Raw genomic sequence first — 22,746 nt, forward strand, 5'->3', positions numbered from 1 at the left:
CTCAGTCTGTGGCCGTCACGCGACTGTCGTGGGCGGGTGGCAGGTTGCGGCCAACGGACGCCGACCCCCTGGTCGTCGTCCGACTATTGCCAGGGTGAAAAGACATCGGATGCTCGCCGCCGCGACGGCGTTGGTCGCGCTTCACTGCGGCATGGTCGCGGCACCGGCGTATGCGGCACCGCCCGCGGGCGCTTGCCGTGATCCGGAGCCGGCGCACGCGGAGGTTCAGGCGGAACCCTGGGCACAGCATTTGCTCTCCCCGGAACGGGTCTGGCCGCGCAGTCGCGGCGCCGGGGTACTGGTGGCGGTGGTGGACTCCGGGGTCGACGCCGACCACCCTCAGCTCAACAGGCCGGGGAAGGTACGACAGGGCAGGGATTTCTACCTGCCGGGCGGACTGCCGGGTTCGTTCGACTGTGTCTCGCACGGCACCGGGGTGGCCGGTGTCATCGCCGCCGATCCGGTTCCGGGCATCGGTTTCCACGGCATCGCCCCGGACGCGGAGATCCTCCCGGTCCGGATCACCGACCGCGACCTGAGCGACCAAGGCGACTCACTGCGGGTCGACCCGCAGGTGGTGGCGAACGGGATCCGGTATGCGGCGGACCAGAACGCGAAGGTGATCAACCTTTCCCTGGCCGGGCTGAGCGACTTCCCCGTCATCCGTGACGCGGTCGCGTACGCCGTCTGGAAGGACGCGGTGGTCGTCGCCGCCGCGGGCAACTCACAGCGGGACACCAACGCCGCGCTGCCGTCCTATCCGGCCGGCTACCCCGGCGTGCTCGGAGTGGGCGCGGTGGACATCGACGGTGCCCGGATGCCCGCTTCGCAGATCGGCCCCTACGTCGGGATCATGGCGCCGGGCGCGAAGGTGCTCGCGACAACCCGCGTGGCGGGCCACGCCTACGTCGACGGAACCAGTTTCGCCGCGCCGTTCGTCTCCGCGACAGCAGCGCTGGTGCGGTCCGCGTGGCCGGAATTGTCCGCCGCGCAAGTGATCCAGCGGCTGAAGGCGACCGCGAACCCGGCACGGGGCGGCCGGGCGAGCCCCGCATACGGTGCGGGGCTCGCCGACCCCTACCGCGCGGTGACCGACGGGCTCGCCCCGGAGAAACCCGCGGCTCTGCCTGCCTATGCTCCGGGCCCGGTCGACCAGGCGGCCCTCGACCGGGCCGAACGGCTGAGGGAGACCGGGTCGGCCGCGAAATGGCTGACCGCCGCCGCGATCGCCGCGATCGTAGCGTCCGCTGCCGGCGTGGCCGTCGTGATGCGCGGCCGGCGACGTCGCTGGCGGCCCGGCCGGGCCGCGCCACTGCCCGCCGAGCCCGCAACTGTCGAGCCACCGGAGCAGATGTTCCTGCTCACCAAGCGGTGAGCCATTTCGTTCGACTGGATGGGCGGCACGCAAGTCGTCCATCCAGTCACGCGAAGCCGGCCGTTCGGTACAGGTGGAGGTAAGGACACTTGCCACCCACGAGACGAGAGGCCCCGCCGAGCAGAGCTCGCCGGGGCCTCTCGTCCTCAGTGGTCAAAGCCCTCCGATCCCCCTGAGATACTGGGCGGCCGCGCGGGGCGCGTCCAGCACGGTCTCGAACGCACCGCGGACGCCATGAGCCTGCCCGATCTGGGTCTGGAAGGTCTCGTTCGCCTTCGCCATGTTGCTCTGCACCAGCTCGTTCAGGTCGTGACCGAACCCGGACTTGACATCCGAGTCGTACAGGAAGCCGACCTCCTGTCGTTGCTGAGCGACATTGTCGATCTGGGCGGTCGCGTCGGAGTTGATGGCGTTCACCATCATGTCGCCGGTTTCCCGGTGTGCGGTGACCCGCTCGGAACTCATCCCCATTGCCTGTCTCCCTTCCGAGTCACAACCTGCCGGCGAGGTTGTAGTCCACTGATTTCTGTACCGTCCCGGCCGCGCTCGAGTCGTGGTCGAGGATGACGTCGCCACCCTTCGACATGGCGTCCGAAGTGTCGGTCGCCACCCCGACGTTGAAAGTGGTCGTCCCGTGACGCGACGAGTCCACGTCACACATGGCGGGAACGAAAACACCGCTGCACGCGGAGGCTCCGTTCTCGACCGCTTTCGCGACCTGCGTCGAACCATCCGCCATGCCCTGGCCGAAGTCTTGGTGACGCACCGCTTGCGCACGCAGCGCGGTGACGTCGTCGTCGATCAAATCCCAATATGACATGCCCGGTTCTCCTTTCCGTACCTTGTCCTCCGGAATCTAGGCCGCCTGGCCGCCGTATCCCGGCCCGCGGCAAGTTCCTGCCAACGCCGTCTGATGCAGCACGTTTTCGCGGACGATCGGGACCGTGGCGACAATCATGGTGAAACGGCCGAGCCGTCGGCCCGCTCCGGAAATGCCTGCCGGCGAGCTGATCCTGCAGCCGCCGCCGGAGATCCCGCCGCCGCCCGCGCGGCAGTGGACGCAGATCTTCATGGTGCTGCCGATGGTGGCGATGATGGCGGCGATGCTGTTGATGTACTCCGGCAGCATGACCGGGCAGATCCGGTTCGTCATCTACGGCCTGATGGGCGTCGGCATGCTCGGCATGGTCGTCACCGGTTTCCTGCAGGGTGGCGGGCCGAGTAAGCGGGAGATGGCTTACGCCCGGCGGAAGTACCTGCGCCACCTGTCCCAGCACCGGTTGCGGCTGCGCCGGTCGGTGCGGCGGCAGCGCGAGGCGATGGAGTACCTGCATCCGGATCCCGCCACGTTGTGGTCGCTGGCTTCGAGTTACCGCTTATGGGAGCGGAGGAAGAACGACCAGGACTTCGGCGTCGCCCGGATCGGCCGAGGTCCGCAGACGCCTTCGCTCGGCCTGGTAGCGCCGGACACGAAACCGCTCGAAGAGCTGGAACCGCTGTCGGCGCTGGCCTTGCGCCGGTTCATCACTACGTACACCACGGTGCACAGGCTGCCGATCGCGATCGCGGTCAACGGTTTCAGCCGGATCTTCCTCCGTGGTGACCGCACCAAGTCACTCGGCGTCCTGCGCGCGATGCTGGCCCAGCTGGTCACCCTGCACTCTCCGGACGACTTCCGCATCGCGGTCTGCGCCGGGCAGGATCGGCTCGCCGATTGGGACTGGGTCAAATGGCTGCCGCACGCATTGCACCCTGAACGCACCGACGCACTAGGCCCGCTGCGCCTCGTGGCGCCGGGCATCCAGGCGATCGAGTCGATGCTTGAAGAGGAATTGGTCAAGCGTCCGCGCTTCGACCCCGAGGTGGACGTCCGGGTTCCCGGCCCGCATGTGGTGGTCGTCCTCGACGGCGGTTCGATCGCGGGCTCCGACCATCTGATGACCGGTGGTGGTGTCGAAGGGGTGACGGTGGTCGACCTCTCCACGATGCCCCCGCGCGCGCTGGACCGGACCTCGGTGGTGCTCGCGGTGGATGCCGAGGGCGGACTGGTCAGCGAAACCATCGACGGGGAAGCCCCGCTCGGACAGGCCGACTCGCTCGGGCCGGCCGCGGCGGAGGGGCTGGCCCGGCAGCTTGCCCCGCTTCGGCTGACGGCGGGACTGCGTGGCGAGGCGACGCTGACGTCGGAACTGGGGCTCGCCGAACTGTTGCAGCTCGGTGACCCCTACGAATTCGACCCGGCCGACACCTGGTTGCCCCGGCCGAACCGCGACCGGCTGCGGGTTCAACTCGGGATCCAGGAAGACGGTGCCCCGATCGAGATCGACCTCAAGGAGTCGGCCCAAGAGGGAATGGGCCCACATGGCCTGCTGATCGGCGCGACCGGTTCCGGCAAGTCCGAACTGCTCCGCACCCTCGTTCTGGCCTTGGCCGTCACCCACCCGCCGAACTCGTTGAACTTCGCACTCGTCGACTTCAAGGGTGGCGCCACTTTCGCCAGGTTGGACGCGCTTCCGCACACCAGTGCCGTGATCACCAACCTCGCCGACGAGCTGCATCTGGTGGACCGGATGACCGACGCGATCAACGGCGAGCTCATCCGCCGCCAGGAACTGTTGCGTGCGGCGGGGAACTTCTCCTCACTGCGGGATTACGAGAAGGCACGGGCAGCGGGTGCCCCACTGCCCGAAGTACCTACGCTGCTGGTGATCTGCGACGAGTTCTCGGAATTGCTGTCCGCCAAACCCGACTTCATCGACATGTTCGTCCAGATCGGCCGAGTCGGCCGCTCGCTGGGGGTTCACCTGCTCCTTGCCTCACAGCGGCTCGACGAAGGCCGGCTTCGCGGGCTGGAGGCCCATCTGTCCTATCGTGTCGGACTGCGGACCTTTTCCGAAATGGACAGTCGTGCGGTGCTCGGGGTGGCCGACGCGTTCCACCTGCCCCGCGCTCCCGGGCACGGTTTCCTCAAGGTCGGCACCGAGCCGATGGACCGGTTCCGCGCCGCCTACGTCTCCGGCGTCTACCAGCGCGACAGCGGGATCCCGGTGCCGTCGGCCGGACGTGAACAGCTCGAACTGCACGAGTACACGACGGCCTATGTCGCGCCGGAGGTCGGTTCCGACGAGGCGGAGGAAGCCACTCCGGCGGAGGACCAGGACACGGCCGTCGGCGAGACGCTCCTCGACATCCTCGTCGACCGGCTGGAGGGTCGAGGCACACCGGCGCACCAGGTATGGCTGCCGCCGCTGGACGAATCGCCCACTCTCGACGCGCTCCTGCCCGGCCTGACCGTCCACCCGGGACGGGGCGCGACCGCCGGACCACCCGAGCTCGCCGGAGCATTGCGGCCGGTGCTCGGGATCGTCGACCGGCCGTTCGAGCAGCGCCGCGACCTGCTGACGCTCGATCTGTCCGGTGCCGCGGGCCATCTGATGGTGCTCGGCGCGCCGCAGACCGGCAAGAGCACCGCCGTGCGCACGCTGATCACGAGCCTCGCTCTCACCCACACACCGCGTGAAGTGCAGTTCTACTGCCTGGACTTCGGCGGCGGCACACTCGCCTCGATCAGTGGCCTGCCCCATGTCTCCGGCGTGTCCGGGCGGCTCGACACCGGCGCGGTCCGCCGCACGATCGCCGAGGTGGCCGCCCTGCTCGCCCAGCGGGAACGGATGTTCGCCGAGCACCGGATCGACGGGATCGCCACCTACCGGCGGCTCAGGGCAGGCGGCGGATTCTCCGAAGACCCGCACGGCGACGTGTTCCTGGTGGTCGACGGCTGGCTGACGCTGCGGAACGACTTCCCCGAACTGGAAGAGACCGTCAACGACATCATCGCCCGTGGCCTGTCCTTCGGCGTGCACGTGGTGGCTTCGTGCACCCGCTCTTTCGATCTGCGGATGAACGTGCGGGATCTGTTCGCCAGCAGGCTCGAACTCAAGATCGGTGACCCGATCGACTCGGCCATCGACCGCCGTGCCGCGATGAGCGTCCCGTCCGGTGCACCGGGCCGGGGGCTCGCCATGCAGGGACACCAGATGTTGATCGCCCTGCCGCGTATCGACGGCCACGCGGAAGCGGATGATCTCGCCGTCGGACTCGCCGCACTGGTCGAGACCGTCCGTACAGGATGGCCTGGTGAACCCGCGCCGTCGGTCCGTCTCCTGCCCGGTGTCCTGCGTTATGAGGAACTTCCCGAGTCCGACGAGATCAGCGGTCCCGAGGCGGGCCTCGCCGTCGGGATCCACGAGAAGGATCTCTCCCCATTCCGGCTCGACTTCACCGCCGATCCGCACTTCCTTCTCCTCGCCGACACCGAATCGGGCAAGACCTCGTTCCTGCGGCTGCTGGCACGCCGGATCACCCGCGCCTATACCCCCGAACAGGCCAAGATCGTGCTCGTCGACCACCGCCGCGGCCTGCTCGGCGAGGTCGGGGACGATCACCTGCTCGCCTATGGCACCGGCGACACGCACAGCCGTGGCCTGCTGACCGAATTGGCCGGGATCTGCGAGAAACGGCTACCGGGCCCGGACATCACCCCCGAAGAGCTGCGGGCGCGCAATTGGTGGCAGGGCCCGGAGATCTTCGTCCTGGTCGACGACTACGACATGGTGGCCACCCACAAGGAACATCCGTTGCTGCCGCTGCTGAACCTGGTCGCGCACGGGGCGGACGTAGGTCTGCACCTCGTGCTCGCCCGCCGGACTGGTGGCGCGGGACGAGGGATCTTCGAACCGCTGTTCGGCCGGGTCAGGGAGGTCGGCGCCCCCGGCCTGATGATGTCGGGTGACCGGGACGAAGGCCCGTTGCTCGGCGGGATGCGGGCGCAGGTGCTGCCGCCGGGCCGGGGCTGGCTGATCGACCGGCGCGGGAGCAAGGGTCTGGTCCAGTTGGCCTGGCTGCCGCCGGAGGACTAGCTCTGGCCGGTTCCTGTCGCGGCGGCCTGCCGGGGCGGGCGAAGTGATTGCCTTTCGGTGAAGACTCGAATTCAGGGGTGGAAAATGGGGCTTGGCGATGAGATCGATGGGGACACCGTGGCCATGGAGGTGTTCTCCCAACGGGTTTCGGCGCTCGTCGCCGAAGTTCCCGGCGGAGCACTCCGCCGTGTCGTGGATCCGGCGTGCGCCAACGGTCTGGAGCAGTGTGGCGACCTGGTCGGCATGGACGCCGAAGTCACCAAGCAGCTGCAGAAGTTCGTCACGGACGTCATCTACGGGTTCAGTGCCTACGCCCTGTTCGTACGGGACGAAGGCGTGAAGTACCTCGCGGCCGCCGACGATGCCAAGAAGGCTCTTCTCCAAGGTCTGCACGCCCGGCAGGACACCGGACTGCCGACCGTCGCGCCGGAGTTCCCGGTCCCAGCGGTCCAGCCGAAGTAGGAGGATTCCGATGGCGTACGAAGGGCTCTCGGTCGACCAGCTGCTGCGCCGGATCGAGGCGGAACTCCCGCATATCACCAGACTCGACGACGCGGCGAAGATGTGGGACGCGGCACGGGAATGGATCGACGACAAGCTCGCTCGTTTCCGCGGCGAACTGCAAACCCTCAGAAGCGAAGGCGGGTGGACGGATACCGCGGGCGAGCTCTTCGCCGCACAGGCGGAAAAGGACCTTGAGTCGTTGCGCTCGTGGACCCAGGCCACGGCCGAGGTTCCCGGCTATCCGATCCCTGTGTACAACAACAGCACCAACCTCGGGCCGGTGGGTATCTCTCTCAGCTCCACGGCGGGCATAACCAGGTCCGGTGTGGCCGACGCGCTGCGAAAGCTGGCCGGTGACATCCAGACCACGTACAACAACGTGAAACTCCTGCACGACGATTTCCACCTCAAATACGACACCGACGCCGATGCGAAAGCACGGCACGAGCCGGACTATCAGCGGAAGATCATCGATCAGCTCACCGCGCTCGGAACCAACTACTTCAGCGCGAAGTACGTGATGATGAACGCACTCGGCGCACCGTGGAGCGGGCCCAGGGCGGCACCACCTCGGAATTCCTCACCCACCGCGTCCGCGACCGACTGGGACACCGGCGGGGCGGGCAACGGAACGAATGGCGCCGGGACGGACGGGACGCCCGTCGAACCGGCCGCGCCGTCGGAACCGGCCACCCCGGCTTCCCCGGAAGACACCGGAGATCCGGATTCCCCACAAGAGATCATGGCCGCCGCTTCGTCACTACTGGACAGTGGCTCCCAGGCGTTGGACGCGGCCAGTGGGCTGCTGGGGCAATTCGGTGGTGGCGGCACGGACCCGACCGGCGACCTGACTCCCCTCGAACCCGGCGAACTGGCGCCCTGGAGCCCGCCGCCCGGAATCGACCCCTTCGGCGGCACGTCCGGCTCGCCCAGCCTGGCAGGTCTTGACGCCGGCTCCGCGGGAGTCGGCGGAGGAGGAGGTGGCGCGTCGCCGGGGGCGGGCTCGGTACCTTCTGCCGGCACGGCGGGTCTCGGAGCGTCGATGCCGGCAGCCCCGCTCCCCAATGCCGGAACGACGGCGGGGGCCGCGGGAGCGTCGCGCTCGGCGAGTGGCGGGATGGCGAGCCCGGGCATGATGCCCGCGATGCACTCGCCGTACGCCGGTGGTGGGAACTCATCGAACGGGGTCCGTCCCGGAGCCGCCGAACAGGTCAACGCCGTCCGGTCGAGGAAGCCCGGCAGCACACCGGGTGTGTCGCTGCGGGGCCGGACCGGCCGGGCCGGCGCCATCACTCCACCGCCCGCCGCCGAACGACGGTGGGACGGCGAGAACACCGTCGAATTGCTCGACGAGGAACTGTGGCAGGTCGGCCCGACCGGGCACGACGAACCGAAATACCGCACCGGACAGTAAAGGAGGGGGCTCATGCCCGATTTCGTCGATGGTGACCCTGAAGCGATGGCCGCCTACTCGGGGCAGCTCAAAGCGCCGGACCTGCCGGGTTCACTGAGCAGGCTGGGAAACGGCCTGAACGCGTCCGGGTTGTTCGAGGGCATCGCGATGTCCTTGCTGGACAAGGCCGCGACCGCCGAAATGACGGCGTTCCTGACGAAGATCACCGAGGAACTCGTCACGGATTCGACGAAGGTCAAGACCATCGCCGCCGGCTACTCGGCCGCGGACGCGGCGAGCGCGCTGACTCTGGCCGCGTCGTCCTTCAAAGTCGCGGAGAAGGGCTTGAGCCTGTTGAAACAGGCGTCGAGTTCGATCAGCCAGGCCCCGAAGTCCCAGAACGAATCCACCGAGGCATCTGCGGCCGACGGCACGCAGGCGAGTGTCTGAGGAGCCACCGATGATTCCCTACCAGCTGCTCCCCATCGAAATGCACGACGAGATGGCCCGTGCCGAAGCCGGCAAGGCCCAGGCCCTGCTCGATGCGGCGAACATGTGGACCGAAGTGCGCGCCTGGATCGACACCACCGCGGCGGAGATCAGCACCCGGGTCGGCGAGCTCTCTCCGGAATGGACGGACGACGCCGGGCGGCTGCACGAAGAGCAGGCTCAGCGCACGCTGGCCGAACTCAAGTTCTGGGGCGACCGGATCGATCTGGCCAAACCCGCCGAGACGCTGACGACGCTCGCTTCCGACGTCACGGCGACCGCGGCGGCGGTGGCGGCTCTCTACGCGGAGTACCGGCTCATCGCTTTCAACCCGCTCGCCGCGCCCGCGGCTTTCGCACTTCAGCAGGCATCGGGCATGAAGATGACCGAGCTCGGGGGGCATTTCGACGCCTCGATGCTCAGTGTCTGCGCGGCCGCGGGTATCGAGTCCCCGGCAGATCTGTTGCCCGAGCAGCAAGCCGTGTCGGCGGAGGGGAACTCACCGACCGACTTCCTCGCCGCCGCCGAGGCCGGGATGAACGCGCTCACCGAACTGCAGAGCCTCGCGGAGACTGCGGGATCGTTCGGCGGCGGGGCAGGATCCGGGCTTCCGGCAACCGAAGGCCTGAGCGGGCTGGGCTCGCAGAACGGCTCGTCCGGGATCTCCCTGGCGGGGCTCGCGCCCCTGCCGCCCACGGCGAGCTCGCTCCCGTCGCTCGGCGGTCTCCCCGGCGGTTCCGGTGTCCCTCCGATGCCATCGGGGCTGCTCGGCGGGATCGGCGCGGCCGGCGCGCTCGGCGGGCTCGGCGGCGCGGCCAAACCGGTCGTCGGAAAGCGGGCCCCCAGCCTGGCGTCCGAGATCCAGCCGGGCGCCGCGAGCCCCTCCGGGGCCAAATCCGCGGGAGCGGGGGTTCCACCGATGATGTCGCCCCACGGCGGCGGAGGCCAGGCCACCGCGGGCACGCTGCGCCCCGGCTCGAGCGACCAGCCGACGGGACGGAACGGTGCGTCGCGAAGGACGTCCTCCGGCGGTAGCGACGGCGTTCCGGCGAAGCTGCGCGGCCGGGCCGCCAACGGCAATCCCGACGCGGGGTTCACGCTGACGCGCGGACGGCGGCCGGGTGAGTCGGAGTCGGGTTCGGTGCAGATGCTCGACGAAGACCTCTGGCGGCCGACCTCCCGCTGAACCGCTCGGACGTGAAGGCCCCCTTCACTGCGCTGGACGCAGCGAAGAGGGCCTTCACGTCGTTCCCGTAACTCGCGTGATTGAAGGCGTAACTCGCGTGTTTGGAGGCGTAACTCGTGAGTTACGCCTCCAAACACGTGAGTTACGCCTCGGGACACGCGAATCGCGCTCAGCCGCCCAGGGTTTGCCGCCGCGCGGCGGCCGGGTCCAGGCTCGGGCCTTCGGGCAGCCGCGCGACCAAACCGGCGGGAAGGCGCACCGGGCGCGCCGACGGGTAGCCGAGCATCTTCAGCACGTCGGGTGAAGCCAGCGGGTAGCGGCGACCCATGTCGGTCACGACGGTCAGCGTTCCAACGGCGGCGGAAGGCGAGGGCATGGCCTCGACGACGATCGCGCTGCCGGGCGGCACGTGGACGCGGTCCGCGAGCGGGGTCCCGGTGGCGGTCCGGCGGGCGGTGGTGGACATCGGGTCCGCGGCGGGCATCGCGGGGTCGACGGTCAGCGCGGGGGCCGCGGAGCCGTCGCCGAAGGTGGCGCACACGGTGGCGTCCTGGTCGCGCAGACGCGCGATGGCCGGGCGGGTCGCGGGTGCGGCGCCCGCGTCGGCGCGGACCGGGTCCAGCTGACGGGACATGGTCGCCAGCGAAGGCGGCAGCGGCACGGTCTTCGGTTCGGCGCCGGGATAGGCGGCGAGCATCTGGGCGCTCGCGCGCTGGACGTCGTACTGCAGTTCGGTGATGGGGCGCAAGGCGTCCCGCTCGGCGAGGTAGTGCTGCTGCCCGCCGCCGGAGGTCTGCACCATCAGCAGCATCCCGTTCCGGATGTCGGTCCGGCCGGGCACCGCGGTGGACACCTCGCCCGCGGCCGCCACCGGCAGCGGGCCGATCGGCGTGCCTTCCGGGAGCACGTCGAGCCACGCCCGGCCCACCCGCGCCCACGGTTCGGCGGTCAGCGCGAGCCCGGTGCCGACGGCGCCGTAGTCGTTGATCCGGTGCCGGTGCCCGCGCCACACGACGAACCGGTCGCCGGTCGACGTCGATTCCACCAGCAGCGCCTGGTCTCCCAGTTCCGCGCCGCCCGACGGCGACGCGCCCGCCAGCAGGACCGATTCCTCGATCCGGCTGCCCGCCAGGTCGCTCGCGGGCGCCGAGCACAGCGACCACGATCCGGTGAGCAGCTTTTCCGGGCCGGGCAGGCCGTCCGGCGCGTCGGCGATGCCGATCCGGGGCCCTCGCGGGACTCCGGCGAGCGAATCGCGCGAAACCCGTTCCGTGGTGCCGTGTTCGCCGAGCAGCAACAGGGCGGACGCGTAGTTCGCGACGGGGTGGAGCCGTTCGTCGAGATAGACGTACCGCGTCCCGCTCTCCTTCTCCACGATGACGGCGGCGTTCTTGCGCCAGGCATTGTTCCCGCCGGGCACGATCATCCCGTAGACCCCGACGCACGCCAGCGCCACGATCGCCAGCGCGACACTGGCGAACGCGGCACCCGACGGCCGCCGGAACGGCGGCTGCTCCGGGTCGGTCTCCCTCGTCACGAGCGCGGAGATGGCGCGCTGCACCAGGAATTGGTACGCCTGCAGTTGATCCCGTTTGGACGCCATGGTTTCAGCCCCCCAGCCCGCGCACGTAGCCGTACAACCCGAGCACCGAACAGGCCACCGGGACGACGGCGATCGTCAGCAGGATCTCGAAGTATTCGGCGATCCGGCCGAGATACGGGTTGGCGGCGCGGGTGCTCAGCACGACACCGGACGCGATCACGCCCGCCGCCACCGCCAGGGACAGCGGCCCGGCCAGGACGAGCAGCAGCGAACGGTCCGCCATGAGCGGGCCCGCCAGCAGGCAGCCGGCGCCGAAGATCCCGGTCACCAGCACGAGCAGCCGTTGCCGCAGGATCGGGTACAACCGCGCCCGCACCAGGAAACCGGCCGCGAGCAGGGCGACGAGCACGACCGCGGCCTCGCTGTCGCTGCGGATCAGCTGCAGCTGGCAGTACATGACGACGATCGCCGCGCCGCCCAGCATCCCGGTGAGCAGCGCGTCCGCCCTGGCGACGGCGGCGTGCACGAGATCGAGCGGCGGCTGGGGATCGTCGCGGACCAGGTCCGCGGTCGAGCGCGGCAGCACCGGCATCGGCACCCGGCCGAGCCGCAGCGCCAGCGGCGCGAACGTGGTCGAGAGCACGAGGACCCCACCGCCGATCACGGCCGCCGACCGGTACCCGGCCAGGTCGTCGAAGGTGGCGAGCCAGCCGCCGAGCACCCCGAGCAGGCCGACGGTGGCGGCGCCCGCGAACAGTTCGGGCGCGGCGATCACCCCGAGATGACCGACGACGGCCGCGAGCAGCAGCGCCGCGCTGGCCAGCAGCAGATGACCGGCGGACAGCGCGCCGATCGGGTCGTCACCCGCCAGCAGGAGCCCGCCGCCGGCGAAGGCGAACGGAAGCGCGACGGCGGCGAGCACCGCACCGGCACCGGCGTCGCGCAGTGCCCTCGCGAGCAGGACACCGGCGGCCAGCAGCAGCGCGGAGACGGCCAGCGCCCAGGCCGCCGGTGACGTCCACGGCGGGCCGGCGCGCAGGACGGCGAGCAGGCCGAACGACACCGCCACCCCGCCGACGGCCAATCCGGCCTGCCGCGTGTGCCGCGGCCCCCAGGCCTTGCCGGTGCGCCCGGACCCGGTGGCGATCGCGTCCACCAGGTCGTCGTACTCGGGCTCCGGCCATTCGGCGCGGCGCGGCGTCAGATGGAGGATCTCCCCGTCCCGGACCCGGTGCGCGCCCAGCGTCCGGTCCAGATCGAAGGGGGTCCCGTCGGCGCGGCGCAACTGCCAGCCGCCGCCGGCGACCCCGTCGTCCGCCATCCCCTCGCCCGCCCGCGCGAGCAGGCCGGGGAGGATTTCGGCGACGGACGCGTGTTCCGGCAGCGCCATGTCGATGCGCCGGTGCGGAGTGGTGATGGTGACCCTGACCAGGCCGGCAGTCTGCATGGGAAAAGGGTCGGCCAGCGGCCCGCCCGCCGGGCCCCGGCGGCAGGAACCTGCCGCGGGGAAAGTACTCCGGATCCGGTCTTCTTGCGCGACAATGGGGTCATGAGCATCGAGACAGGAGTCGGCGGACCGAGGCTGCTCGCCCAGGGCCCCATCGCCACCGTCTACGCGGGCCGGGATCCCGCCAGGGGCAACGACTTCGCGATCAAGATGTTCCCCGGCGCCTTCGACCGCGAGACCTCCGCGTGGCTGGAACGCGAGCGGAAGGCGCTGGCCGCCGTGCGTTCGACGCGCTCGGTGCTGCAGATCGACGACGTCCTGACCGACGCGGGCGGGCGGTCCGGCATCCGCCGCGAACTGTGCCCGGGTTCACTCGCCGGTCTGCTGGATTCCGGTGCCAGGCTGGGTGTTCCCGACGTGCTCGCCCTCGGCGCCGCGATCGCGTCGGCGCTCGCCGCGGCGCACGGCGCGGACGTGCTGCACGGCGGGGTGACCCCGCACAACGTGCTGTACCGCGCTTCCGGCGAATTCGTGCTCGCCGACTTCGGGGTGGCCCTGCGGCGGCGATTCCCGCGCGATCCGATGTACGCGGTCGAGTACACCGCGCCGGAAACCCTGCGCGACGACACGCTTTCCCCCGCGTCCGACCTTTATGGACTCGGCGCGGTGCTCTACGCCGCGTTGACCGGGACGCCGCCCTTTCCCCGGCACACCGGGCAGCAGCCCGGCGAGCGGATCCTCCAGGTACTGCGGGAACCGGTCGCGCCGATCCAGGATCCCGGCGTCCCGAGGGAGCTTTCCGCCACGATCCTCCGGTTGCTGGCCAAGGAACCGGCCGACCGGCCGCAGGACGTCGCGTCGCTGGCGCGGTTGTTCACGAAGCTGCGGCAGCCCGGCGGCGAAGTCGTCACCGCGGAACCCGTTGACGTACCGGCCGAAGAGGAAGACGCCGACGTCGAGTTCGACGATTTCGCCGTGGTCCAGCAGCAGCCCGCCGCCCCGTCACCGGTCCAGGTGGTACAGGCGCCGCCTTCGGGCGGCCGGACCCTGATCCGCGAGTTCAGCGGCCCGCTCAAGACAGAGCGCCGGCTCCCCTGGAAGCCCGTCGCGCTCGCGGGCGCCGGGGTGCTCGCCGCCGGGCTGGCCGTGGTGCCGCTGGTCCTCGGCCCGGCGGAGATCGGCGGGCAGGCCGTCCCGGTCGCGGCCGCGATCCCGCCGCCCGCACCGGCTTCCGCACCGGCGCCGGACGTCAAACTGGCGCTCGCCCCGCCGCGGGACCAGAGCGATCACGTGCAGCTGAACTGGACCGCGGAAGGCGAACTGGACTTCGTCGTGATCATGGCGGGCGAGCGGCTCGAGACGAAACAGCTCGTCGCCCACCGCCAGCGCAGCCTCGACGTCCCGGTCGACCCGGCGCGCCGGTACTGCTTCCAGCTCAGGGCGACCGACGGCCGCCACATCTACACCACCGAACCGGTCGCGATCCGCGGCGCCCGCTGCAACCCGTGAGCTGCCCGGAACAGGCCCGGCCGTGTCGCGAAAGCCACTTTCGGGACGTCTGATGTCCTGAAAGTGGCTTTCGCGACACGCCACCTTCAGCCCTCTTTACGGCCCTTGACCGGCACCAGGGTCCGCGGCTCGAGTGCCGCCAGCACCCGAGCCGCGAACGGTCTGGTGGCCAGGCCCCGGCGTACCTCGGCGACCTCCTGCCACGCCCGCCGGACCGCGCCGTCGCCCACCGGGACGCCGGACCACAGCGTCACGTCCAGCACCTTGGCCAGCCGGGCGACCGGCTCGCGGATCCCTTCCCCGGCAAGCGATCCGGCCGATTCGGCGAGATCGCGCGGGGTCATCCCGATCCGGAACGGCACGCCGTGCGCACGCAGCCGGTCGCGGATCTCGTCCCAGGCGCCGAGCACGCCTTCCTCACCGGACCGGCGGCGACGACGTCGAGCGCGGATCACCTTCGCCACCGGCACCCCCACCAGCCACAGGAGTCCGAAAAGGACGATCGTGCCGACGAGAGCGGGCCACCACCAGCTCACCCCCGCTTCCGCGCTCTGGTCTTCGGCGGAGTCGGGCTGCGTACCCGGCGGCAGCTGCGGCGGCCGCAGCTGCTGTTCGGCGGGCAGCTGGGCCCTCGCCTTGGCGACCGCCTTACCGGGCCCCGCCTGGTTCCGGCTCGATCCCACGGCCGCGGCGGTGGGATCGAGCGCGACCCAGCCCGCCCCGGCGACCGCGACTTCGGGCCACGCCAGGACATCGCGGTTCCGGACGACGTGCGTGTCGCCGTCTTTCTCGGCGTTGCCCCGGAATCCGACGACGAGCCGTGCCGGGATACCGCTCATCCGCGCCAGGACCACGTACGCGGCGGCGAACTGCTCGCTCGTCCCCCGCTTGCTCTCCAGCAGGAAGTGCCGGAGCTGCGGCCAGCCGTGCCCGGTGGGCAGCTCCTCCGTACCCGTCGCGACCTGGTAGTTCGTGCTGAGGAACCGTTCCAGCTGCAATGCGGACTGGAACGTCGGGCGCAGTCCGCGCACCGCGTCCTTCGCCACCTGCTCGACGTCGGGCGGCACCGTGCCGAGTCCGCCGAGCCCGCCCGGTGCGCGCGCGTCGACTTCGCCTGCACCGAGATCGACCTCGGGTGAGGACCAGGTGAGCCGGTAGTCCCGCACCGAGGTCGTCGACGGCGATTCCAGCATCAGCGTGCCCGCGGCCTGGTCCACCAACGGGGTCACCCCGTCCACCCCGGTCAGATCCTGATGGCTCGGCAGCCAGGGACCCGAAAGCCCGCGCACTTTGAGCTCGGCGCTGCCACCCGCACCGCCCGGAGCACCCTCGAGACCCGCGCCGAGCCGGTGGAGCCGGGAATCGGACAGCCAGTTCGCGCCGTCGAAACCGTTGAGCACGATCAGGCGCCACTGGTCGACCGGGGCGTCGCCGCGGTAGCGGAACACCTCCTCGCCGGGCTGGATGAGCCGCTGGGCGATCTCGTCCAGCGGGTTGCCCACCCTGCTCCTCGGCGGCGGCGCGGCCTGGGTGTCCTTGAGCGTCAGCGGATCCCGGCCGACCGGATCGAGCGCGGCGAACGCGACCGACCCGGCGACCAGTGCGACCACAGTGGACAGTGCGGGCCAGACCGCCGACCCCGTCACCCGCCACGAACGCGGCACGCCGGGTGCCCGGCTCACGGACCGGACGCGGCGCCCCGACCACAGCAGGAGACCGGCGGGCAGCGCGTATCCCAGCGCGGCCGCCACCGCGACGAGTCCCGTCGACGCCTGATACGCCTGCGCGAGCCCGGCGACGGCCAGGCTCGGCACGAGCGCCACGAGCGGTTTGCCCAGCCGCAGCAGCACTTCCAGCCCGAGCACGACGGCGAGCAGCACCGACAGCGGGACGAACAGCAGCTGTTCGGGGACCGGCAGCGCCGGCCAGGTGGACTGCAACGTGAGCCGCCAGCCCTCGGTGAAGCCGCGCGCCAGCCCGCGCAACGAAGCGCCGGTCGGCAGCGCGGCGAGCGTCGTCGACGTCAAGACCGTCTCGATCAGCCCGAGCAGACCGAGTACCGCGACGAGCAGCGGCCGATACGGTGTCAGTTTGGGGAACCTGGCGGTCAGTTCGACGCAGCCGTACGCGATCAGGACGACCACGAGCACCGGCGCGAGCAGTTCCGCCCAGCCGAACACGGGCGCGAACAGCAGCCCGGCGACCCCCGTCGCGCCGAGCAGGCCGGCGACCGCGAGCCGATCGAATCGGGCGCTCATGCCTTCCCCGCCAAGGAGTTCCATTGGGCCGCGGCGCCCGCGGCGTCGACCGCGACGATCACGCCGCCGGAGCCGGCCGACGGCCTGAGGTCACCGAGCCGGATCACCGTGTCGGGCCGCCAGCGGGCCGCATGGCCGAGGTCGGCGTCCGGGCCGGTGACCACCACGAGCACCCCGCCGGGGCGTTCGGCGGCGGCGAGGGCCGAGGGCAGCAACGGGGCGTCGTCCGCCGCGTCCTGCGTGACGAGCGCGAGTTCGTCGAGCAGCGTCCTCGCCGCGCGCACCCCGCTGTCGGTCAGCGTGTCCGCGCCGGCGGAGGTGATCAGGCGGCAGTGCTGCCCCGACGACGCCGACGCGTAGAACAGGGAGGCCGCCACCTCGACGGCCTCTTCGAAAACGGCGGGGGTCATCGACGCGGGCCGCGTGTCGAGCACGGTGGTGAACCGGGGCTGGGCGGGGTCGGCGTACTCGCGCACCATGAGGCGTCCGGTCCTTGCCGTCGCCTTCCAGTGCAGATGCCGGACCTCGTCGCCGATCACGTACTCCCGCACCGCGCGCAGATCCGCCGAACCGCGCAGCGGCGGGTCGGTGATCGGGCCTTCGTGATGGTGCCTCGGGTGCCCGGCCTGCGCGGCGCGCACCACGTGCCGTCGTGGATGCACCCACAACCACGCGGAATCCCCGACGGTCGAGTCGCCGCGGGCGAGATCGAACAGGTCGGGCCGGTGCACCACGAGCGGCCCGACGCGCAGTTTCCCGCGTTTCGTCGTCGGAAGCTCGTAGTGGTACGTCGCTTCGGCGCCGGGCGCGAGCGGGCGGACCCGCAGGCGGTGCGTTTCCGTCCCGATCCCGTCCCCCGCGGCGAAACCGCCGTGCCGCCGCGAACCAGGGTTGCGCACGACGAGCGAGGCCAGCGCGGGCTTCCCCCGTTCGACCCGGTCCGGCTGGACGGTCCGGCCGATCTCCACCCGCGGCCGGAACCTGGTGGTGACCAGTGCGATCAGCACCGCGCCCGCGGCGATCCCCGCGATGGCACGGAAAAACGGGTATCCGGCCAGTTCGCCGAGGGCGTAGGACCCGGCGGCGAAGGCCAGCACGATGACGCCGCGGCGGGTGAGCCGCACGCCTACCTCCCCATCGCGGCCATGGGAGCGGCCGTCGCGCCCAGGAGTTCGTCGACGATGTCGGCGGTCCGCCGCTGGTTGAGTTCCGCGTCGGCGGTCAGCACGAGCCGGTGGTCGAGCACCGGATGCGCGACGTCCTTGACGTCGTCGGGGGTGACGAAGTCGCGGCCGAACGTGGCCGCGAGCCCTTGCGCCGCACGGATCAGCGCGATGCTGCCCCGCGGGCTCGCACCGTAGCGGACGTCCGGATGCGACCGGCTCGACGCGGCCAGCCGGACCGCGTAGTTGACGATTTCCGGTGCCAGATGGGACTTCCGGACCTCGTCGATGACCGACTGGACGTCGGCGATGCTCAGCACCGGCTTGAGTTCGTCCGGCGTCACCCCGGCGCAGTCCCCCATGACCACGCGCATCTCGGATTCCACATCCGGGTAACCGACCGAGATACGCATGAGGAACCGGTCCAGCTGCGCCTCGGGCAGCCGGTAGGTGCCCTCCAGCTCGATCGGGTTCTGCGTGGCCACCACGAGGAACGGCCGCGGCACCGCCTGGCCGACCGAATCGACGGTGACGCGGCGTTCGGCCATCACCTCCAGCAGGGCGGCCTGCGTCTTCGGCGTGCCCCGGTTGATCTCGTCCGCCAGCACCACGTTGGCGAAGATGCCGCCGGGGTGGAACTGGAAACGTTCGGCGTTCTGGTGGTAGACCATCACGCCGGTGATGTCGCCGGGCAGCAGGTCGGGGGTGAACTGGATCCGGCTCCACCGGCCGCCGATGCTGGCGGCGACACAGCGCGCGATCGTCGTCTTCCCGACGCCGGGCACGTCCTCCATCAGCAGATGCCCCTCGGCGAACAGCGCCGCCACGGTGAGCCGGACGACCTCCGGTTTACCGCGCACCACCGATTGCACGTTCTCGGCGATCTGCTCGTAGGCGACCCTGGGTGTGAGCGTCACAGAATTTCCTTTTCCTTTCGTCGGCGCAGGCCGACCAATGCCAGCGGGCCGAGCCACACCAGCGCGCCGCCGTTCACCGTGGGCACACCTCGCCAGGTGTCCGAGGCGGTACCCGCGGAGGTCTTGACGGTCGCGGTGATCGTGATGGCACCGACCCAGGCGACGCTGGGGATGGTCAGGGTCGTGGCCCCGGAACAGGCCGTCGGCTTGGTCTCGCTGAAGAACTCGGCCGTGCAGGTCGCGGGAACGCCCTTCCCGTCGACGTTCACGGAAACGTACAGTGCGCTGTCCTTACCCCGAACCTGGGTGATCGTGATGGTCGGCGGCCCCGAGGCCACCGGGACGGTGATCTTCCGGCTGCCGGTGGCGCCGTTGACCTCCGCTCCCGAACCGAACTTCGTCACCGCGCGGACCGTGACGGTCGCGGTGCCGGTGACCCCGGTGAAGTCCGCGGACGTGCCCGAAACCGTGCGCTGCCCCTTGCCCGTCACGCTGACCAGGTAATGCACCAGGGTGCCACCGCGGAGGTCGGGCTGGGTCCAGCTCACCGAAACGTTCCCGGCCGCGGTGGCGTTCGCGGTGACCGCGGGCGCGCCGGCCGGCCGGTTCGCGGGTCCTGGGATGACCGCTTTGGCACTTGCGCCAGGGCCGATGCCCGCCGAGTTCTCCGCGACGACGGTGATCACGTACGGGGTTCCGTTGGTCAGTCCGGAAATCGTCGCCCCTCGTGACGATCCCCCGACTCGCATGGAGCCTCCGGTCCAGGTCACCCGGTAGCCGGTGATCCGCGCGCCGTTGTCCGCGGCCGGGCTCCACGAGACCTTGATCGAGCCGTCCCCGGACGTCGCGCCCACCTTCCTCGGGGCGCCGGGCGGAGTCGCCTTCGCCACCGGCGGGGGCGGCGCCTGCTGGGTGTTCGGCGGAGCCTGCTGCTGTTGCGGCGGCGGCGCGGGCTGGTCCCCGGACGGTTCCGGACCGGCCGACGGCGCGCCCGCGGTCTGGCTGCTGGCCGCCTTGTCGACGTCGACGTCGACCACCGTGCCGTCGTCGCCGTTGACGACCAGCACATGCGAGCCGTCGGAGCTGTCGACGTAGATCCGGTTGTCCTCGCCCTTGGCCAGCCTCGGCGCCGTTCCCTGGCCCGGCACCTTCGTGGTGGACCGGAGCTTGCCGGTGGCGTCGTAGGTCAGCACCTCGCCGCGGGTCTCGTCGACCATGGCGACGACGTTCGACGACGAGAGCGGGCCGTTGAAGCGGCTGCCCTTGGACAGCTCGACCGAAATCGGCTTCGCGGACGGGCGGTCCTCGTCGAGGCCGCTGATGTCGATGAGGTGGAGCTGGTTGCGCTCCGGGTCGGCGATGGCCAGCCGGTCGCCGACCGCGCTGTTCGCGACCTGCGCCGACGGCGAAAGCTTGATACCGAGCGGAAGCGCGTCGCCGAGCCCGTCCGGGCCGACGCGGTGGAGGCTGTCGCCGGTGGTGTCGAGCACGACCGGCCGGTCGCCGACGAGGGTGAGCCCGCCGCCGTGCCCTGGCGGGAGCTGCGCGGGGCAGGCCATGACGGCGGCGCCCTTGGGCAGCTCGCAGACCGACCCGTTGTCGACGCGGTGCGTCCACACGGTTCCCTCGGTCGTCGCGACCGGCCGGGACAGTGGCCCCCCTGCGGGCACTGTCGCGGCCGGGTCCCCGAGCCGCACGATCTGGCCGGCGTTGCGGTAGACCAGGTACGGGCCGCCCGCGATCTCCAGCACGAACGGCGTTTCCGGCGCGGGCGGCGGCACGGACTCCTCGACGCTCAAGGTCGCCTTGTCGAACTCCGTGATGCGGTTCCGCTCGACCACGTAACCGGAACCGTCCCCCTGCGCGACCTGGCTGCCGTTCGCGCCGGGCACGTCCGCGCGCGCGTCGACGCGGTTCGTCGAACCGTCGACATGGAACGCGGACTGCGCGGCGTCGTTGTAGACCCAGTGGCCGACCTGGACGAACTCCAGCCGTTCCGGGGTCGCCGCCTGTCCGGTCACGGCGAGGCCGACCAGCGCCAGGCAGCCCGCGACCACCAGCGCCACGGCCATCCGCGTCCTGGCCACCGCGCTGAACCGCTTCTCGGTGTTCACGCGATCAAGCTAGAGAGCGACCATGAAATTTCGATGAAACAGCCTGTCGCGGCCTCGCGGTCGCTTGTCATCGAAACCTCATGTTCCCCGGGGACGCTGGGGCGACACGGCTTGAGGAGGCACGACGATGACCGATCTCGGCGCGGCCAGGACGGGCGGGCGGTACCAGGCGCCGCCTCCACCGCTTCCCCAAGCGGGGCCTGCCGTCCCGCGGACCGCGGCCACGCCCGATCCGCTCGCGTACGCCGCGCCCGCCGCGCGGGCCGCCGCCCGTGAAGCCGCGCTGGCCGCACTCACCGCCGCTCGCCAGGCGGAGCAGCGGCCGCGGGGGTTCGCGGCGGTACCCGTCCCCGCCCCGATGCCCGGTGCGCCACGGCCGAATCCCCCGGAGCCCGTCCCAGTGCGGCGTTCCGGCCGGTTCGGCGGGATCGGGGTGCCGCAGATCGTCTGCTGGCAACTCGTCCTCGTCGCGCTCGTCCTGGTGGCGGGGCGGCCATGGCCGCTGGCGGCCGCGGTGGTCACCGCCGCCGTCGTGGTCCTCGCGCTGACCGCCGTGCGGATCCGCGGACGCTGGCTCTACGCCTGGCTCGGTTCGGCGTCCGGCTATCTGACGCGTGACCGCGACCGGGATCTCCGGAACGCGGGCGAGGCCGGCCGGGCGCTGCTGCGCCTGCTGTCGCCGGAAGCGACGGGGACCGCCGGCGAGATCGGCGACGAGACGGTGTTCATGGTCAGCCGCGCCGACGGGATCACCGCTGTGCTGCAACCGAAATCGGCCGCCCGCGAGCTGCCGATGCCCGCACCGCTCACGCTGCTGCCGCCCGCCCGCGAACAGGCGTCGGACGTCGCTGCGCAGGTCATCCACCACGTCGGCGCGGACCGTTCACGGCCGCCGCGGGGCTGGGTCGCGTTGCAGGCGCTGCGCACCGTCGACGTCCACCGCGACGCGGACGTGCGGCAGGCGCTGGGGAACACGGTCCGGCGGGTGCGGCGGCAACTCCGTCGCGACGGCCTGCCGGTGCGGGCACTCGCCGAAAACGAGGTCCTCGGCGTACTCGCCTCGCTGGCGCACGTCACGGCGGGCCGGGCGCGTATCCGCGAGGACTGGCGGTACTGGCACAGCGGCCCGATCTGCCAGGCGACGTTCCGCCTCGACGGCTGGGACGCGCTTTCCCCGATGCTCACGGCGGATCTCTCGCGCCGTCTGCTCGCCGCCGCCCCCGGAGCCGCGGTGACGCTCGCCGTGACCGCCCGCCGGGGCGCCGCTGAGACCGAACCGCACGTCAGCGCCTCGATCCGGATCGCCGCCGCGGGGACGCACGCGGTGGAACACGCGGTGCGGGACCTGGAACTCGCCGCCCGCCGGGGCGGGCTCACCCTCGACCGGCTCGACGGCAGGCACGCCAAGGGAGTGGCCGCCACGTTGCCGCTCGGGGTCAGTTGAGCACGACGATCGCGGCGGTGAGCGCCGTCGCGTACAGCGTCCAGGCGAGGTACGGCACCAGCAACGCGGCCGAAACCCGGGAAGACCGGCGGAAGTACAGGGCGGTGACGACGATCGCGGCGTCGAGCAGGACGATGTCGGCGAGGGCCAGGCCGTAGGCGCCTGCCGCGAAGAACAGCGGCGTCCACGCGGCGTTCAGGGCCAGTTGGAGAACGTACCAGTTCAAAGCGCGGCGTTCACCACCGGATTTCCAGTACAGCCAGCCGGACACCGCGATGGCGAGGTACAGGACCGTCCACACCGGACCGAACAACCACGCGGGCGGCGCGAACGACGGCAGCTCTAGTCCACTGTAGACAGAGCGAGCGCCGGACGCGGCGAGCCCGCCGACGAGCGCGACCACCGCGACCGCGGCCAGGAACGGAAGGAACGCCAGCGGCGCGCGGAATCGTCCTGGGATCGCGGTCATCCTTCGAGCGTAAGGC

17 protein-coding genes are annotated in these 22,746 nt (G+C 71.1%); 8 read left to right on the top strand and 9 right to left on the bottom strand.

From position 1 onward, the window contains the following. The first annotated feature begins 109 nt into the window (after positions 1-109). Complete coding sequence (gene mycP, locus ACZ1DY_RS32825; RefSeq protein WP_465485739.1) at positions 110-1,375, top strand: type VII secretion-associated serine protease mycosin; 1,266 nt, start codon at positions 110-112, stop codon at positions 1,373-1,375. A gap of 153 nt (positions 1,376-1,528) precedes the next feature. On the opposite strand, the gene ACZ1DY_RS32830 is transcribed toward mycP, so the two are convergent. Beyond that, positions 1,529-1,846 carry a hypothetical protein gene (locus tag ACZ1DY_RS32830; RefSeq protein WP_465481958.1) on the bottom strand — a complete coding sequence of 106 codons (318 nt, stop codon included), beginning with the start codon at positions 1,844-1,846 and terminating at the stop codon, positions 1,529-1,531. Positions 1,847-1,865: 19 nt separating this feature from the next. Beyond that, entirely contained in the window at positions 1,866-2,195 is a 330-nt protein-coding gene (locus tag ACZ1DY_RS32835) for a hypothetical protein (protein ID WP_465481959.1), read from the bottom strand. A gap of 124 nt (positions 2,196-2,319) precedes the next feature. Here ACZ1DY_RS32835 and eccCa point away from each other — a divergent pair, with 124 nt between their 5' ends. From eccCa to ACZ1DY_RS32860, 5 genes are all read left to right on the top strand, one after another. After that, positions 2,320-6,294 carry a type VII secretion protein EccCa gene (eccCa, locus tag ACZ1DY_RS32840; RefSeq protein ID WP_465481960.1) on the top strand — a complete coding sequence of 1,325 codons (3,975 nt, stop codon included), beginning with the start codon at positions 2,320-2,322 and terminating at the stop codon, positions 6,292-6,294. Positions 6,295-6,378: 84 nt separating this feature from the next. Beyond that, positions 6,379-6,756 carry a hypothetical protein gene (locus ACZ1DY_RS32845; protein ID WP_465481961.1) on the top strand — a complete coding sequence of 126 codons (378 nt, stop codon included), beginning with the start codon at positions 6,379-6,381 and terminating at the stop codon, positions 6,754-6,756. Positions 6,757-6,766: 10 nt separating this feature from the next. After that, complete coding sequence (locus ACZ1DY_RS32850; RefSeq protein ID WP_465481962.1) at positions 6,767-8,212, top strand: hypothetical protein; 1,446 nt, start codon at positions 6,767-6,769, stop codon at positions 8,210-8,212. Between the two features lie 12 nt (positions 8,213-8,224). After that, entirely contained in the window at positions 8,225-8,641 is a 417-nt protein-coding gene (locus tag ACZ1DY_RS32855) for a hypothetical protein (protein WP_465481963.1), read from the top strand. Positions 8,642-8,651: 10 nt separating this feature from the next. Next, on the top strand, positions 8,652-9,866 hold the full coding sequence (locus ACZ1DY_RS32860) for a hypothetical protein (protein WP_465481964.1): 1,215 nt from the start codon (positions 8,652-8,654) through the stop codon (positions 9,864-9,866). Positions 9,867-10,035: 169 nt separating this feature from the next. Here the strand turns inward: ACZ1DY_RS32860 and eccB are convergent, their stop codons facing one another. Together eccB and eccD are read right to left on the bottom strand one after the other, a co-directional pair. Beyond that, a complete protein-coding gene (eccB, locus tag ACZ1DY_RS32865) occupies positions 10,036-11,469 on the bottom strand; it encodes a type VII secretion protein EccB (RefSeq protein ID WP_465481965.1) in 1,434 nt (477 codons plus the stop codon). Positions 11,470-11,473: 4 nt separating this feature from the next. Then, a complete protein-coding gene (eccD, locus tag ACZ1DY_RS32870; RefSeq protein WP_465481966.1) occupies positions 11,474-12,856 on the bottom strand; it encodes a type VII secretion integral membrane protein EccD in 1,383 nt (460 codons plus the stop codon). 102 nt (positions 12,857-12,958) lie between these two features. Here eccD and ACZ1DY_RS32875 point away from each other — a divergent pair, with 102 nt between their 5' ends. Next, on the top strand, positions 12,959-14,365 hold the full coding sequence (locus ACZ1DY_RS32875; RefSeq protein ID WP_465481967.1) for a serine/threonine protein kinase: 1,407 nt from the start codon (positions 12,959-12,961) through the stop codon (positions 14,363-14,365). An 86-nt stretch (positions 14,366-14,451) separates the two neighbouring features. On the opposite strand, the gene ACZ1DY_RS32880 is transcribed toward ACZ1DY_RS32875, so the two are convergent. The 4 genes from ACZ1DY_RS32880 to ACZ1DY_RS32895 are packed head-to-tail and all read right to left on the bottom strand — an operon-like array spanning position 14,452 to position 20,817. Next, positions 14,452-16,623 carry a transglutaminase TgpA family protein gene (locus ACZ1DY_RS32880; protein WP_465481968.1) on the bottom strand — a complete coding sequence of 724 codons (2,172 nt, stop codon included), beginning with the start codon at positions 16,621-16,623 and terminating at the stop codon, positions 14,452-14,454. Continuing rightward, entirely contained in the window at positions 16,620-17,747 is a 1,128-nt protein-coding gene (locus ACZ1DY_RS32885; RefSeq protein ID WP_465481969.1) for a DUF58 domain-containing protein, read from the bottom strand. Before ACZ1DY_RS32885 ends, ACZ1DY_RS32880 begins: the two co-directional genes overlap by 4 nt. Before the next feature lie 2 nt (positions 17,748-17,749). Continuing rightward, positions 17,750-18,703 carry an AAA family ATPase gene (locus ACZ1DY_RS32890; protein WP_126734414.1) on the bottom strand — a complete coding sequence of 318 codons (954 nt, stop codon included), beginning with the start codon at positions 18,701-18,703 and terminating at the stop codon, positions 17,750-17,752. Further along, positions 18,700-20,817, bottom strand: a complete 2,118-nt coding sequence (locus tag ACZ1DY_RS32895) for a fibronectin type III domain-containing protein (RefSeq protein WP_465481970.1) — start codon at positions 20,815-20,817, stop codon at positions 18,700-18,702. The genes ACZ1DY_RS32890 and ACZ1DY_RS32895 overlap by 4 nt, the downstream gene beginning before the upstream one ends. A 127-nt stretch (positions 20,818-20,944) precedes the next feature. Here ACZ1DY_RS32895 and ACZ1DY_RS32900 point away from each other — a divergent pair, with 127 nt between their 5' ends. Continuing rightward, the gene (locus ACZ1DY_RS32900) at positions 20,945-22,261 is read left to right on the top strand and encodes a type VII secretion protein EccE (RefSeq protein WP_465481971.1); all 1,317 of its coding nucleotides are present in this window, start codon (positions 20,945-20,947) and stop codon (positions 22,259-22,261) included. Here the strand turns inward: ACZ1DY_RS32900 and ACZ1DY_RS32905 are convergent. Then, positions 22,254-22,730, bottom strand: coding sequence for a TspO/MBR family protein (locus ACZ1DY_RS32905; protein WP_257485012.1), 477 nt, complete (start codon positions 22,728-22,730; stop codon positions 22,254-22,256). The two genes, ACZ1DY_RS32900 and ACZ1DY_RS32905, sit on opposite strands and share 8 nt — an antisense overlap. Positions 22,731-22,746 lie beyond the last annotated feature (16 nt).

It is taken from the genome of Amycolatopsis sp. PSD-21 (assembly GCF_055561455.1).